Raw genomic sequence first — 14,382 nt, 5'->3', positions numbered from 1 at the left:
TCCCGTCAGCGCCGGGACGCGATGGAGAGATCCTACTCGGAGTTGGCCGAGTGCTTCACCCCGATTACTCGGTAGGCTGGCAGCCACCTGTGGAAGAGAGATGCGTCGCCGATGCGAGTGATACTGAATGTCATCTGGTTGGTCTTCGGCGGCCTGTGGCTGGCGCTGGGGTACCTGCTGGCCGCGCTGATCTGTTTCGTCCTGATCATCACCATCCCGTTCGGGTTCGCCTCACTGCGCATCGCCTCCTACGCCCTGTGGCCCTTCGGCCGCACCATCGTGGACAAGCCGGGGACCCGCCCCGGCGCCCTGATCGGCAACATCATCTGGGTGCTGCTGTTCGGCATCTGGCTGGCCATCGGGCACCTGGTGAGTGCGGCGGCCATGGCCGTCACGATCATCGGAATCCCGTTGGCGCTGGCCGATCTCAAGATGATCCCGATCTCACTGGTCCCGCTGGGTAAGGAGATCGTCCCCGTCGATTCGCTCAAGGTCCCGGCATGACGGTGACCGCGCTCGGGCTGCCCGCCGTGCACCGGTCCAGCGACCGGGCCATCGGTGCGCCGCCCGAGCCCGCCCCCACGACCGGCCCACTGGTGGACACCTACGGCCGGGTGGCCACCGACCTGCGGGTGTCGCTGACCGACAAGTGCAATCTGCGCTGTACCTATTGCATGCCCGCCGAAGGCCTGGACTGGCTGCCCGGCCAGGCCCTGCTGAGCGCCGACGAGCTGAACCGGCTGCTGCGCATCGCCGTCACCCGGTTGGGCATCACGAGCGTGCGCTTCACCGGCGGAGAACCCTTGGTCACCCGCCACCTGGAGGACGTGGTGACTGCCGCGGCGGCCCTGCAGCCGCGGCCGGAGATCACGCTGACCACCAACGGCATCGGGCTGGCCCGGCGTGCCGCGGGCCTCAAGCGGGCCGGGCTGGACCGGATCAACGTGTCGCTGGACAGCATCGATGCCGCGCACTTCGCCCGCATCACCCGTCGCGACCGGTTGGCCGACGTACTCGACGGGCTGGCCGCGGCCAAAGCGGCCGGGCTGGATCCGGTGAAGGTCAACGCGGTCCTCGACCCGGTGTCCGGGCTTGAGGACGCGGTGCAGCTGTTGGGCTATTGCCTGGACCACGGATACCAGCTGCGCATCATCGAGCAGATGCCGCTGGACGCCGGGCACACCTGGCAGCGTGGTTCGGTGATCGACGCCGACACGATCCTGGCCGCCCTCGGGCGTCACTTCGACCTGCGGCCGGACCAGAAGCCGCGCGGCTCGGCCCCGGCCGAGCTGTGGCAGGTCGCGGCCAGCGCCGCGCATCCCGCCGGCACGGTCGGGGTGATCGCCTCGGTGTCGCACGCGTTCTGTTCGGCCTGTGACCGCACCCGGCTCACCGCTGACGGCCAGATCCGCAGCTGCCTGTTCTCCACCGAGGAGAGCGATCTGCGTGCCCTGCTGCGCAGCGACGCCGACGACGCCGCCATCGAAATGGCCTGGCGGAAGGCGATGTGGGCAAAGCCGGCCGGGCACGGCATCAACAACCCGGATTTCGTGCAGCCGATGCGGCCGATGAGTGCGATCGGCGGGTAGATGACCGAGCCGACCGTCGCCGTCACGATCCGTTATTTCGCCGCTGCCGCCGCCGCGGCCGGGGTTGATACGGAAACGTTAGATTTGGCGAAAGACGCCACTCTCGCCACGCTCGTCGAGCAGCTCAGCGATCGCGACGGTGAGTTGGCGCGGGTGTTAAAGCGCTGCTCATACCTGTGCGACGGGGTCGCGGTACGCGACATGGGCAAGCCGGTTTCAACGCCGCAAACGATCGATGTGTTACCCCCCTTCGCCGGCGGATAACGTGATTTGTGTCACATAACGAATTGGTCACGAGCTGGCTACAGCGCGGTGGAGCTACGCGACGACCTGCGGAAACACTTCAGCAACCTGCACCTTTAAACAGCTTTTAAGATTTGCTCGGGGCAGAAACACGCCAGGCCGCTAAAGGTGACGCGATAGCGGGCAGCCGTTACCGTTCATTCCCAAGTCAACCGACCCTAATCAGTTGACCCGCCTCAAGTCCGGTAGCGCCGAGCTCCATCCATCGGGCCGGAGGTTAACGACGAACAACAGGATGGAGGCGGGGGACCCACCGGTCCACCGACTTATTCAGGACCTGGAGCCGCTTGCGGCTCCTTGGGGTGAAGCCGTCGCCGTTTCGACGACGCCGGCCGGGTGACCTCTCCCATCCGAACCCGACAGCTGACCTCGTGGGCGCCTACGAGAGGACCTTCACGCTTATGAGTGGACGGCACCGCAAGCCCACTTCATCGTCTTCAGCAAAGAATGTCGTCAAGATCGCCGTTACCGGCGCTGTGCTCGGCGGCGGCGGCATCGCGATGGCCGGACAGGCCATGGCCGCGACCGACGGCGAATGGGATCAGGTAGCCCGCTGCGAGTCCGGCGGCAACTGGGCGATCAACACCGGCAACGGGTACCACGGTGGACTGCAGTTCTCCCCCAGCACGTGGTCGGCCCACGGCGGCGGCGAATACGCGCCCACAGCGTTCCTGGCCACCAAGGAAGAGCAGATCGCGGTCGCCGAGCGCGTGCTGGCCACCCAGGGCAAGGGCGCTTGGCCCACCTGCGGGCGGGGCCTTTCCGGCGCCACCCCCCGCAACGTGGTGAACGAGCCCGCTCCGGCCCCGCTGGACGCGCCTGAGGTCAACGGCGAACTGCCGCCCGACCCGGCCGCCCCGCCGCCACCCCCGGAGGCGGCTCCACTCGACGCGCCGCTGCCGGTGGATGCCCCGCCGGCGCCCGAAGGTCTGCCCCCGGCGCCCGAGGGTCTCCCCCCGGCCCCCGAGAACCTGCCCCCGGCGCCGGAGAACCTGCCGCCGGCACCCGAAGACCTACCCCCGGCTCCCGAGGCTCTGCCGCCCGCACCGGAGGTCGTTCCGGTCGACGCCGCGTTGGCGCCGGCTCCGGACGCCGCCCCGGTCGTCGACGCCGCACTGCAGGTGCCTGCACCCGACGCCGTGCCGCCCGCACCCGAGGCTCCGGCCCCGGACGCCCCGGCTCCCGACGCACCGCCGCCGGCCCCCGAGGGCTACCTCGGCGACATCGCGCAGGCGATCGAGGGGCAGGACATCAGCGGCAAGGACGCCCTGCTGGCGCTGACCGAGCGCGAGCCGGCCGCCCCGGCACCCGACGACGCCGTCCCGGCCCCGCCTGCCTGATCCTGGGTGCAGCCGCCGGCCTATCGGTGGTGAGTCACATCCGCCTCAGCGGTAACGGCTGGCGAAGGTGTGCCAAACTGCCCGCCTATGCGCGACTTTCCAGCGACAATCGCCACTGCTGCACCAAGGGACTCGGCAGTAACAGGCAGAGCAATCTCATGTGTCACTCCAGCCCCTAAAGGCTTCACCAGCCTCAGCAGTCCAGCGTCCACCTGCGAGCGACTCTGTCGCTGACAGGTGGACAACCCGAAATCTGTTACCGGTGAGGCTGATTTGCCCTGGAGTGACGCGAGTATTGATCAGCTCTGGGGCAGGTGGGACACCTGGACACCCGTGAGGTGATTGTCGCTGAAAAGTCGCTAACAGGCGGGCACTACGACACCCGCTGCCCCGGCCGTGACTGCTGGGATCGATGAGGTTTCCGAAACCGGCTCAGGCCGAGCCGACCCATTCATCGGTGCCGTCGGAGAAGTACTGGTGCTTCCACACCGGCAACCGCGCTTTGACGGTGTCGACGAGAAGGGCACAGGTTTCGAACGCCGCCCTGCGATGATCCGCTGCCACAGCGGCCACCAGGGCGGCATCTCCGATTTCCAGGGTGCCGATGCGGTGGCTCACCGCGATCGCCCGCACCCCGGTGGCCTGCGCTGCCACCTCCGCGGCCACCTCCTGCAGCGTCTGCAGGGCATTGGGGTGAGCAGAATAGTCCAGACGGGTGACCGAACGGCCGCCGTCATGGTCACGCACCACCCCGGAGAAACCGACCACCGCGCCGGCCGCCTCATGGGCCACCAGCTCTTCGTATTCGGTCAGGGTGATCGGGGTTTCGGTCAACTCGACACGTATGACGGATGCGCTCATCGGTTCGCCGAGTGGTCCTTTCCACTGAGCTGGTCCAATGCATGCTCCAGTACCCCGGCCAGCACCCCCAGCCCGTCCTTGACCCCGCCCGGCGACCCGGGCAGGTTGACGATCAGGGTGCGCCCGGCAACGCCGCACACCGCTCGGGACAGCACCGAGGTCGGCACCTTGTGGCCACCGGAACGCCGGATAGCATCGGCCAGGCCGGGTATCTGGTAGTCGAGCACCGACATGGTCGCTTCCGGGGTGGCATCGGTGGGGGAGATACCGGTACCGCCGGAGGTGATGATCACGTCGACGTGCTCGGCCAGCGCGGCGCGCAGGGCGGCCCCGACAGCGGCGCCGTCGGCCACCACCACCTGCTCGGTGACGTCGTAGCCCCGGTTGGCCAACCAGCCGACGATGAGCGGTCCGGTGCGGTCCTCGTACACCCCTGCGGCGGCGCGGGTGGAAGCGATGATGACCCGGGCCGAACGTGTCACTGCTTCGATTCTTCCGGCGGGCTTTCCCATACTCCCGTTTTACCGCCCTCCTTGCGCAGCACCTTGACGTCGTCGATGCGCGCGGCGGGATCGACGGCCTTGATCATGTCGTAGAGCGTCAGCGCGGCCACGCTCACCGCGGTCAGGGCTTCCATCTCCACCCCGGTGCGGTCGGTGCTGCGCACGGTGGCGGTGATGACCACCGTGGCGTCACGGGCCTCGAAATCGACGTCGACCCCGGTGAGCGCCAGTTGATGGCACAGCGGGATCAGGTCGGGTGTGCGCTTGGCGGCCAGAATCCCGGCCACCCGCGCCGTCGCCAGGGCATCACCTTTGGGCAGGCCACCGGCGGTGATCAGGTCCACCACATCCGGACGGGTGTGCACCGTGCCCACCGCCACCGCGGTGCGTTTGGTGACGTCTTTAGCCGTGACGTCGACCATGTGCGCCGCGCCGGACTCGTCGAGGTGCGACAGGCCCACCGTTACCGGTTGACGACGGTGGCCGACTGGATGAAGGGCAATTCCTCGGCCGGCAGTGGAAAGGTCACATCGCCGAACGGGGACAGCGCACCGGTGCGATCGGTGGCGAGCTCACTGACGGCGTGATCATCGCCATCGGAGAGCACCGGCCAGCCGTTGTCGACGTAATGGTTCTTCTTCTTGTCAGCCACGCCCCACATTGTGGCAGGTGCCCGCGCCGGTGGCGAGACCGGCGGGCCGGAGCGCAACGACCGGGGAGATGTCCGGGCCGGGCTGCTTTACGCTGGTCAGGATATGACCGCCGCACAGTCTCCCGGGATCCCGCTGGGTGCATGGCTGTCCGAGCTCGACGACAAGGGCCTCATCCGACTGCTGGAACTGCGGCCTGATCTGAGCCAACCGCCGCCGGGAACGATCGCCGCACTCGCCGCCCGCGCCACCTCGCGCCAATCGGTCAAGGCTGCCACCGATTCCCTGGACTACCTGCATTTGGCAGTCCTCGATGCGCTGCTGGTCCTGCACGCCGACACCCACGCCGTCCCGCCCGCCGAGGTCACCGAACTGCTCGGGGCACGCGTCAACGCGGACGACGTGACCGCGGTGCTGGATGACCTGCGAGAGCGGGCCCTGGTGTGGGGCGACGCCGCGGTCCGGGTGGCCCCCGAAGTGGCCTCGGGTCTGCCGTGGTTCGTCGGCCAGGCTGCCGTCGAGGTGTCCGAACGCAGCGGCGAGGAGATCGCCGATCTCCTCGCCGGGCTCGATGAGGCTCAGAACGATCTGCTGGGCCGGCTGCTGGAAGGCTCACCGGTGGGCCGCACCCGCGACGCGGCGCCGGACACCCCGCGGGACCGGCCGGTGCAGCGGCTGCTGGAGGCCGGACTGCTGCGCCGGATCGACGCCGACACGGTGATCCTGCCCCGGGTGGTGGGCCAGGCCATGCGCGGTGAGACCCCAGGTCCGACCGAGTTGACCGCGCCGGTACTCGAGACCTCGTCCACGACCCCCGCCGACGTCGACGCGGTCGCGGCCGGAGCGGCGATCGATCTGCTGCGCGAGACCGACCTGATCATCGACACCCTGGGGGGCGCACCGGTTCCCGAGCTGCGGAGCGGGGGGCTGGGCGTCCGCGACGTCAAGCGGCTGGCCAAGACCACCGGCATCGACGAACCACGGCTGGGATTGCTGCTGGAACTGGCTGCCGGCGCCGGACTGATCGCGGCCGGCATGCCCGAGCCGGATCCAGGCGAGGGCACCGGGCCATACTGGGCGCCGACCGTGGCCGCCGACCGGTTCATCGAGTCACCGACCGCGGTGCGCTGGCACCTGCTCGCCGCCACCTGGCTGGACCTGCCGGCCCGGCCGGCCCTGATCGGCAGCCGCGGCCCGGACAACAAACCCTTTGCCGCCCTGTCGGATTCGCTGTACTCGACGGCCGCTCCGCTGGACCGCCGGCTGCTGTTGACCGTGCTGGCCGACCTGGCGCCGGGAACCGGGGTCGACGCCGGCGAGGCCTCGCGCGCGATGATCTGGCGGCGCCCGCGCTGGGCGGTGCGCCTGCAGCCCGCCACGGTCGGTGGGCTCCTGACCGAGGCGCACGCGCTGGGCATGGTGGGACGCGGCGCGATCAGCACCCCGGCCCGCGGCCTGCTGGCCGCCGACGACGACGAGCACGTGCTGGCCGCGATGGCCAAGGCCCTGCCCAAACCGCTCGACCACTTCCTGCTGCAGGCCGATCTCACAGTGATCGTGCCCGGCCCGCTGGAGCGGGACCTGGCCGAACAACTGGCCGAGGTCGCCACCGTCGAATCCGCCGGTGCAGCCATGGTGTACCGGATCAGCGAGACCTCGATCCGGCGCGCACTCGACGCCGGACGCACCGCGGGCGAGCTCCACAAACTCTTCGAGAAACACTCGAAAACCCCGGTGCCGCAAGGCTTGACCTACCTCATCGACGACGTTGCGCGCCGCCACGGGCAGCTGCGGGTCGGGATGGCGGCGTCGTTCCTGCGGTGTGAGGACCCGGCACTGCTGGCCCAGGCGGTCGCCGCCCCCGGAACCGACCGCCTCGAGCTGCGGCTGCTGGCCCCGACGGTGGCGGTGTCGCAGGCGCCGATCGCCGATGTGTTGGCAGCGCTGCGGGAGGCCGGCTTCGCGCCCGCCGCCGAGGACTCCACCGGCACCGTCGTCGACCTGCGGGCCCGCGGCGCCCGCGTCGTCGCCCCCACCCGGCGCCGGATCTACCGTCCCCCCACCGGACCCACCGCCCAGACCCTCGGTGCGGTCGTCGCGGTGCTGCGCAAGGTGGCCTCCGGGCCGTTCACCGGCGTGCGGCTCGACCCGGCCACGGCCATCACCCAACTGCAGGACGCCGCGATCAACCAGAGCTCGGTGGTGATCGGCTACGTCGACCCGGCCGGGGTGGCCACCCAGCGGGTGGTGGCGCCCATCAACGTGCGCGGCGGCCAGCTGACCGCCTTCGATCCGGCCGCCGGGCGGGTCCGCGAGTTCGCCATCCACCGGGTCACCTCGGTGGTCTCCGCCGACGACTGACCTCGCCGAGCCCCCGTGTCGGCCGATTCGGGATAATGAACGCCGATGAGTTTGCAGCCGAGAAGTAGAGCGGAACGCGCATGACAGACGGCCCCTTGATCGTGCAGTCCGACAAGACAGTGCTGCTCGAAGTCGACCACGAGCAGGCCGGTGCGGCCCGCGCGGCGATCGCGCCGTTCGCCGAGCTGGAACGCGCCCCCGAACACGTGCACACCTACCGCATCACTCCGCTGGCCCTGTGGAACGCCCGCGCGGCCGGCCACGACGCCGAGCAGGTGGTCGACGCGCTGGTCAGCTTCTCCCGCTACCCGGTGCCGCAGCCGCTGCTGGTCGACATCGTCGACACCATGGCCCGGTACGGGCGGCTACAGCTGATCAAGCACCCCGCGCATGGTCTGACGCTGGTCAGCCTGGACCGTGCGGTGCTGGAAGAGGTGCTGCGCAACAAGAAGATCGCCCCGATGCTGGGCGCGCGTATCGACGACGACACCGTGATCGTGCACAACAGCGAGCGTGGCCGGGTCAAGCAGATGCTGCTCAAGATCGGCTGGCCGGCCGAGGACCTGGCCGGATACGTCGACGGCGAGGCCCATCCGATCGAACTGGCCCAGGACGGCTGGGCACTGCGCGACTACCAGGAGATGGCCGCCGACTCGTTCTGGGCCGGTGGCTCGGGCGTGGTGGTGCTGCCCTGCGGCGCCGGCAAGACCCTGGTCGGCGCGGCCGCGATGGCCAAGGCCGGTGCGACGACGCTGATCCTGGTCACCAACACCGTGGCCGGCCGGCAATGGAAGCGTGAGCTGGTGGCCCGCACCTCGCTGACCGAGGACGAGATCGGCGAGTACTCGGGCGAGAAGAAGGAAATCCGGCCGGTCACCATCGCGACCTACCAGGTGATCACCCGCCGCACCAAGGGCGAGTACAAGCACCTGGAGATCTTCGACACCCGCGACTGGGGACTGATCATCTACGACGAGGTCCACCTGCTGCCGGCCCCGGTATTCCGGATGACCGCCGATCTGCAGTCCCGGCGGCGCCTCGGCCTGACCGCGACACTGATCCGCGAGGACGGCCGCGAAGGTGACGTGTTCTCGCTGATCGGACCCAAGCGCTACGACGCACCGTGGAAGGACATCGAGGCCCAGGGCTGGATCGCGCCCGCCGAGTGCATCGAGGTGCGGGTGACGATGACCGACAACGAGCGGATGCTCTACGCCACCGCCGAGCCCGAGGAACGCTACAAACTGTGCTCGACGGTGCACACCAAGATCGCGGTGGTGAAATCCATCCTGGAACGTCACCCCGGCGAGCCCACCCTGGTGATCGGCGCCTACCTGGATCAGCTGGAGGAACTGGGTGAGGAACTGAACGCCCCGGTGATCCAGGGCTCGACGAAGAACTCCGAACGCGAAGCCCTGTTCGACGCGTTCCGCCGCGGCGAGATCTCCACCCTGGTGGTCAGCAAGGTGGCGAACTTCTCCATCGATCTACCGGAAGCCTCTGTGGCCGTTCAGGTTTCGGGCACCTTCGGTTCCCGGCAGGAAGAGGCGCAGCGGCTGGGCCGGCTGCTGCGACCCAAGGCCGGCGGCGGTGGCGCGGTGTTCTACTCCGTGGTCTCGCGGGACTCGCTCGACGCGGAGTACGCCGCACACCGGCAACGCTTCCTGGCCGAGCAGGGCTACGGCTACGTCATCAAAGACGCCGACGACCTGCTCGGCCCGGCGATCTAGGAGTGCGATTTCACCACGGTCAGCAGCACCACGGAATCCTCCAGCGCGTGCAGGCTGTGGCGGGTGCGTGGGATCACGATGTGGTCGCCCGGTGAACCCTCCCAGCTGGCTTCGGCATTGGCCAGTTTCACCCGGCCCTCGATGACCTGCAGGGTGGCTTCACCCGGGCTCTCGTGCTCATCGAGGCCGGTGCCGCCCTTGAGCGCGATCATCGTCTGACGCAGCTGGTGTTCGTGCCCGCCGTACACGGTGTGCGCGCTGCGCCCGTTGCTGGCCGCGCGGGCCGTGTTGAGCTGCTGACGTGCGATCGCGGTGAGCGAGATTTTCTCCATACCTGAATCGTGCCACTTCGGGCCGTCCGATTTCTCGGAGGTCTGCGAAACTCCGGTCTTCTCAGCTGAGCGCCGGGATGACCTTCTGTTCGAACAGCTCGATGCCCGACCGGTCGTAGGCGGCTTCCGGGAAATACAGGATGGCGTACTCGCAGCCCAGATCACGCATCCGCTGCAGCTTCTCGACGACCTGCTCGGGTGTACCGCTTGCCGATTCGGGCGCGGTGGCGTTGGCGAGCATGGCGTCCACGGCGCCCTCACCGGCCACCGGAACCTGCCGGGCCCGCAGGCGTGCCACCCGATCGGCGACGTCGGCCTCGGAATCACCGATGACCGCGTTGAAGTTGGCCGACCGCACGATGGCCCCATAGTCGGTGCCGACTGCTTGACAGTGCCCGGCGAGCACCTGCGATTTGTGCGCGAAGGCCTCGGGTTCGCCGGTGAAGTTGGTGTACTGCGCATACTGCGCCGCGATCCGCAGCGTGACCTTCTCCCCACCGCCGGCGATCCACAGCGGGATACCATTGTTCTGCAACGGTTTCGGCGCAACGATGGCGCCGTCGACCTGATAGTGCCTGCCGTCGAAGCTGACCCGTCCGTCACGCCAGGCGTCGCGCATGATCTGGACCCCCTCGTCGAGCCGGCCCAGCCGCACCCCGGCCGAGGGAAACCCGTAGCCGTAAGCCCGCCACTCATGCTCGTACCAGCCACCGCCGATGCCCATCTGCACCCGACCACCCGAGATGATGTCGGTGGTGGCGGCAATCTTGGCCAGGTACACCGGGTTCCGGTAGCTCATGGCGGTACACATCTGGCCGAGCTTGATCCGCGACGTCGTCGCCGCGTAGGCCGACATCAGCGTCCAGGCCTCATGGGTGGCTTCGTCGGTGGGCACCGGAACGGTGTGGAAGTGGTCGTAGACCCACAGCGAGTCCCAGGCCCCGGCGTCGGCGTACTTCGCCAGGTCACTCATCACCGCCCAATGGTTTTCGGTGGGAATGTCGACGAGATCGAGACGCCAGCCCTGCGGGATGAAGAGTCCAAAGCGCATGGACCCCGACTCTACGACTCCGACCCCCGTCACGGTACCGGGACTAGCCTGGTTTTCATGGCCCTCTCCAAAGAAGAACGCGAACAGTTTCTGGCCGAGCCGCACATCGCCGCGCTGTCGGTGTTCGCCGGCGACAAGCGCGGCCCGCTGACCGTGCCGATCTGGTACCAGTACAGCCCCGGCGGAGAACCGTGGGTGCTGACCGGTGCCGGCTCACGCAAGCACCGGCTGATCGAGGCCGCCGGCCATTTGACCTTGATGGTCGAGCGTCTGGAGCCGACGGTGCGCTACGTGGCCGTCGACGGTGCGGTGACCCGCATCGAGCCCAGCACCGACGAGCAGCTGGTCGAGATGACCAAGCGCTACCTGGCTCCCGAAAAGGTAGAACCGTATCTGGAGTTCTCGCGGCGCGAGCACGGCGAGAACGTGGCGATCTACTTCGAGCCCGAGCACTGGCTGTCCGCCGACCTGGGGTCGTTGTGACGCCATGAGCTCGCGGCAACGGCTGTTCCGGTGGCTGTACCGGCTCGGTTTCACGCCCTGGGACGGTCATCCGCTGGCACAGAGCCTGACGAATCTGGTCGAAGGCGGCACCCTGACTCCCACTACAGCCCTCGACCTGGGGTGCGGCACCGGGGACAACGCGGTGTACCTGGCCAGGCACGGTTGGCACGTCACCGGTGTCGACTACATCGACAAGCCGCTGGCCAAGGCCCGGGCCAAGGCTGGTGGCCTGCCCGTCGTGTTCGCCAAAGCCGATGTGACACAACTGAGTTCATCGGGTGTCGGGGCGGGGTTCGGGCTCATCATCGACAGCGGCTGCCTGCACGGGATGAGCGCCGCCGACCGTGACGCCTACGTCGCCGAGGTCAGCGCCGTCGCCGCCCCCGGCGCACTTCTGCTGATCGTGGCATTCATCCCCGGCGGCATGACCGGCGTTCCCGGCATCGGGTTCGAGGAGGTACAGCGACGTTTCAGCGCCGGTTGGACCCTGCTGTCCAGCGGGGACGAGCCGGCGATGGATCACAACGGGGCGAACGTGGCGCGGTTCTACCAGTTCGTCCGGAACTTTTGACCCAGACGCCGAAACTACATTCCCAGCGCGGACATCGCGCCGTCGACGGTGGCCCGGCGTAGCTGCGTGTAGGGCACGTCGGGGAACTGCAGGCAGCAGTCCTGCAGGCCGCCGAAGGCGATGACGGCGCGGGTGGACTGTTCGAGGGTGGGCCGGCGGCCGAAAACCAGCACGCCGAGCCGGGCTCGCCAGGCCAGCAGCTGGTCGATCAAACCCAGATCGACCAGCGCGGTGAGCTCGGAGACGATCAGGATGAGATCGGCGCGATGCCGGAAGTGGAAGTCGAAGTAGCCCTCGAGCAGCTCGCGGGCGGTCGCCCGATCGGCTCCGCGTTTGCGTTCCTGTTCGGCGAGGAAGGCCTCGCCCTCTTCGATGAGAGGTTCCAGGATGCTGCGGACCAGCTCTTCGCGGGAGCGGAAGTGGTAGTACAGCGCCGGCTTCGTGATGCCCAGGCGGTCGGCGATGTCCTGCAGGCTGGTGCGCTGCACGCCCTTCTCGGCGAACAGCTCGCGCGCCACGTCCTGGATGCGCTGCCGGGTGTCCGCAGGTTTGACCACGTGGCCACCCTAACTTACTTAACGATCGGTAAGCTCACGGCAGGACCACTTACCGATCGTTAAGTAAGGAACGGATCATGAAGGTACTCATCTCCGGAGCCAGCGTCGCCGGCCCGGTTCTCGCGTTCTGGCTGTCCCGGCACGGATTCGACGTCACCGTCGTCGAGCGTGCCCCCGCCCTGCGCAAAACCGGCGGCCACGCCGTCGACCTGTTTCGCCCCGCCATGGAGATCTCCGAACGCATGGGGGTGCTACCCGAGATCGAGGCCCACGCCACCGGCACCACGCAGATGGTCATCCACTCCCCCGGCGCATCCCGCCCGGCCCGCCTCGACTACCTCAAGATCATCGGCGCCATGTCCGACCGGCACATCGAGATCATGCGCGACGACCTCAGCGAGATCTACCACAACGCCACCCGCGACGACGTCGAGTACCTCTTCGGCGATCAGATCACCGCAATCTCACCCGACGGGGACGTGACCTTCGAACACCATGCGCCCCGCCGCTTCGACATCGTGGTGGGTGCTGACGGCCTGCACTCGGGGGTGCGGCGACTCACGTTCGGCGACAACGTTTCCGAGCGCTTTCTCGGCGGATACCTGTCGGTGGTGTCGGTGCCGAGAGAGTTTGCCCGCGACGGTGAGATGACCGGCTATTTCCGGCCCGGCCACATGTCGGGGATCTACACCGCCGATCACCTCGATGACGCCCGCGCGGTGTTCATCTTCCGGCCCGACCAACCCCTGGAGTACGACTACCGCGACGCCGAACGCCAAAAAGCGCAACTACGTGCCGCATTCGAGCACACCGCCGCCGAAGTGGACCGCTGGCTCGACGAGGTACCTCGGACGCCGACCTTCTACTTCGACGCCATCACCCAGTTGGAGATGACCTCGTGGTCGCGCGGCCGGGTGACCCTCGTCGGCGATGCCGGCTATTGCCCCGGCCCGGCCGTGGGCGGCAGCACCAGCCTGGCGGTGTACGGCGCCTATGTGCTGGCCGCCGAAATGGTGCGGGCCGGCGACGACTACGCCGCCGCGTTCGCCGCGTACGAACGCACGATGCTCGCGCCCGTGGTGGGCAGCCGAAAACTGGCCCGGGTGAACGCGAAAACCGTGGTGCCCACCAGTGGCTGGGGTATCCGTGCGCTCGTGGGCACAGGCCGGTTGATCTCGTTTCTGCCCTTGGGCATCGTCCAGACCCTCGCCCGGCTCAACACCAAGGGCGTGCGGCTCTACGACACCATGCCGCTGCCGAACTGGCCGTCCCGATTGAACTGAACCGACTAGTCATCGATGAACGTGACGGTCTCGTTCAGCGGGGCCCGGCCGGTACGGATGTAGTTGACCGCTGGATCCTCGTACCCGATCGACATGCCACAGAAAAGCATGAGCTCGTCCGGGGGCAAGACGAACTGCGCGACGGTCTTGCGAACTTTCGCCCACGACATCTGCGGACAACTGTGCAACCCCTCGGCCCGCAGCAGCAGCATGACCGTCTGGAGAAACATCCCTAGGTCCGACCACTGCGGCCGGCCCAGGTCACGGTCGATGTAGCAGAACAGGGCAGCGGGCGCGCCGAAGGCATCCCAGTTCGCGATGGCGGCCCGCTGACGCGCCTCCCAGTCCTCGCGCGCGATGCCGAGCGCGCTGTACCGCTCCTTGCCGAACTGGGATCGCCGGTCGGCATAAGGTGATATCAGCTCAGGCGGGTACATCACGTACTCGGCCTCGTCCCACTCATCGCCGGCCGCCACCCGCTCGACGGCGAGCTTCTTGAGCCGTGCGAGAGGTTCGCCGGTGACCACGAAGATGTGCCAGGGTTGTAGGTTCGATCCGGACGGCGCCCAGGCGGCGGCCGAAAGGACGCGCTGCAGCACATCCTTGGGGATGGGCTGATCGGTGAAGCCGCGCACCGCGCGCCGGGTGGTTACCGCCTCATAGACGTCCACTGTGCCCCCTTTCTCGGGAAGCGTCCGGCCTTTGAACTCAGCCTGCCGGTCACCGACGGGGAGCGCACCCTTATAA

General features: G+C 68.2%; 17 protein-coding genes and 1 riboswitch. Of the genes, 9 read left to right on the top strand and 8 right to left on the bottom strand.

Annotated features, from left to right (window positions below; genetic code table 11):
* The first annotated feature begins 111 nt into the window (after nt 1–111).
* From FR943_RS05575 to FR943_RS05560, 4 genes are all read left to right on the top strand, one after another.
* Nucleotides 112–504, top strand: a complete 393-nt coding sequence (locus tag FR943_RS05575; protein WP_217155342.1) for a YccF domain-containing protein — start codon at nt 112–114, stop codon at nt 502–504.
* Nucleotides 501–1,589 carry a GTP 3',8-cyclase MoaA gene (moaA, locus tag FR943_RS05570; RefSeq protein WP_217155341.1) on the top strand — a complete coding sequence of 363 codons (1,089 nt, stop codon included), beginning with the start codon at nt 501–503 and terminating at the stop codon, nt 1,587–1,589. The genes FR943_RS05575 and moaA overlap by 4 nt, the downstream gene beginning before the upstream one ends.
* A complete protein-coding gene (locus FR943_RS05565; RefSeq protein ID WP_217155340.1) occupies nt 1,590–1,853 on the top strand; it encodes a MoaD/ThiS family protein in 264 nt (87 codons plus the stop codon).
* 250 nt (nt 1,854–2,103) lie between these two features.
* A riboswitch (cyclic di-AMP (ydaO/yuaA leader) is annotated at nt 2,104–2,285 on the top strand.
* A gap of 8 nt (nt 2,286–2,293) precedes the next feature.
* On the top strand, nt 2,294–3,232 hold the full coding sequence (locus tag FR943_RS05560; RefSeq protein WP_217155339.1) for a transglycosylase family protein: 939 nt from the start codon (nt 2,294–2,296) through the stop codon (nt 3,230–3,232).
* Between the two features lie 432 nt (nt 3,233–3,664).
* Here the strand turns inward: FR943_RS05560 and FR943_RS05555 are convergent, their stop codons facing one another.
* From FR943_RS05555 to FR943_RS05540, 4 genes are read right to left on the bottom strand one after another with little or no spacing between them, the layout of a single operon-like run.
* Nucleotides 3,665–4,093: a molybdenum cofactor biosynthesis protein MoaE gene (locus tag FR943_RS05555; protein ID WP_217155338.1), complete on the bottom strand. Its 429-nt coding sequence runs from the start codon at nt 4,091–4,093 to the stop codon at nt 3,665–3,667.
* Complete coding sequence (locus FR943_RS05550) at nt 4,090–4,575, bottom strand: MogA/MoaB family molybdenum cofactor biosynthesis protein (RefSeq protein ID WP_308170474.1); 486 nt, start codon at nt 4,573–4,575, stop codon at nt 4,090–4,092. The genes FR943_RS05555 and FR943_RS05550 overlap by 4 nt, the downstream gene beginning before the upstream one ends.
* Entirely contained in the window at nt 4,572–5,057 is a 486-nt protein-coding gene (moaC, locus tag FR943_RS05545; RefSeq protein ID WP_217155336.1) for a cyclic pyranopterin monophosphate synthase MoaC, read from the bottom strand. The genes FR943_RS05550 and moaC overlap by 4 nt, the downstream gene beginning before the upstream one ends.
* 2 nt (nt 5,058–5,059) lie before the next feature.
* Nucleotides 5,060–5,257, bottom strand: a complete 198-nt coding sequence (locus FR943_RS05540; protein WP_067769921.1) for a hypothetical protein — start codon at nt 5,255–5,257, stop codon at nt 5,060–5,062.
* Nucleotides 5,258–5,351: 94 nt separating this feature from the next.
* Between FR943_RS05540 and FR943_RS05535 the strand changes: the two genes are divergently transcribed.
* Nucleotides 5,352–7,607 carry a helicase-associated domain-containing protein gene (locus FR943_RS05535; RefSeq protein WP_217155335.1) on the top strand — a complete coding sequence of 752 codons (2,256 nt, stop codon included), beginning with the start codon at nt 5,352–5,354 and terminating at the stop codon, nt 7,605–7,607.
* 80 nt (nt 7,608–7,687) lie between these two features.
* On the top strand, nt 7,688–9,337 hold the full coding sequence (locus tag FR943_RS05530; RefSeq protein WP_217155334.1) for a DNA repair helicase XPB: 1,650 nt from the start codon (nt 7,688–7,690) through the stop codon (nt 9,335–9,337).
* Here the strand turns inward: FR943_RS05530 and FR943_RS05525 are convergent.
* Nucleotides 9,334–9,669 carry a cupin domain-containing protein gene (locus FR943_RS05525; protein ID WP_217155333.1) on the bottom strand — a complete coding sequence of 112 codons (336 nt, stop codon included), beginning with the start codon at nt 9,667–9,669 and terminating at the stop codon, nt 9,334–9,336. The two genes, FR943_RS05530 and FR943_RS05525, sit on opposite strands and share 4 nt — an antisense overlap.
* A gap of 61 nt (nt 9,670–9,730) precedes the next feature.
* Complete coding sequence (locus tag FR943_RS05520; protein WP_217155332.1) at nt 9,731–10,720, bottom strand: LLM class F420-dependent oxidoreductase; 990 nt, start codon at nt 10,718–10,720, stop codon at nt 9,731–9,733.
* 57 nt (nt 10,721–10,777) lie between these two features.
* On the opposite strand from FR943_RS05520, the gene FR943_RS05515 reads away from it, so the two are divergent.
* Both FR943_RS05515 and FR943_RS05510 read left to right on the top strand, forming a co-directional pair.
* Nucleotides 10,778–11,203 carry a pyridoxamine 5'-phosphate oxidase family protein gene (locus FR943_RS05515; RefSeq protein ID WP_217155331.1) on the top strand — a complete coding sequence of 142 codons (426 nt, stop codon included), beginning with the start codon at nt 10,778–10,780 and terminating at the stop codon, nt 11,201–11,203.
* A 4-nt stretch (nt 11,204–11,207) separates the two neighbouring features.
* The gene (locus FR943_RS05510; protein WP_217155330.1) at nt 11,208–11,795 is read left to right on the top strand and encodes a class I SAM-dependent methyltransferase; all 588 of its coding nucleotides are present in this window, start codon (nt 11,208–11,210) and stop codon (nt 11,793–11,795) included.
* Between the two features lie 14 nt (nt 11,796–11,809).
* On the opposite strand, the gene FR943_RS05505 is transcribed toward FR943_RS05510, so the two are convergent.
* Nucleotides 11,810–12,352: a TetR/AcrR family transcriptional regulator gene (locus FR943_RS05505; RefSeq protein WP_217155329.1), complete on the bottom strand. Its 543-nt coding sequence runs from the start codon at nt 12,350–12,352 to the stop codon at nt 11,810–11,812.
* A 77-nt stretch (nt 12,353–12,429) separates the two neighbouring features.
* Between FR943_RS05505 and FR943_RS05500 the strand changes: the two genes are divergently transcribed.
* Entirely contained in the window at nt 12,430–13,635 is a 1,206-nt protein-coding gene (locus FR943_RS05500; RefSeq protein WP_217155328.1) for an FAD-dependent monooxygenase, read from the top strand.
* Nucleotides 13,636–13,640: 5 nt separating this feature from the next.
* On the opposite strand, the gene FR943_RS05495 is transcribed toward FR943_RS05500, so the two are convergent.
* Entirely contained in the window at nt 13,641–14,306 is a 666-nt protein-coding gene (locus FR943_RS05495; RefSeq protein ID WP_217155327.1) for a nitroreductase, read from the bottom strand.
* Between the last annotated feature and the right edge of the window lie 76 nt (nt 14,307–14,382).

It is taken from the genome of [Mycobacterium] fortunisiensis (genome assembly GCF_019050325.1).
GTDB lineage: Bacteria > Actinomycetota > Actinomycetes > Mycobacteriales > Mycobacteriaceae > Mycobacterium > Mycobacterium fortunisiensis.
The sequence above is the reverse complement of the archived record's forward strand: the minus strand, read 5'-3'. Positions and strand labels throughout refer to the sequence as shown.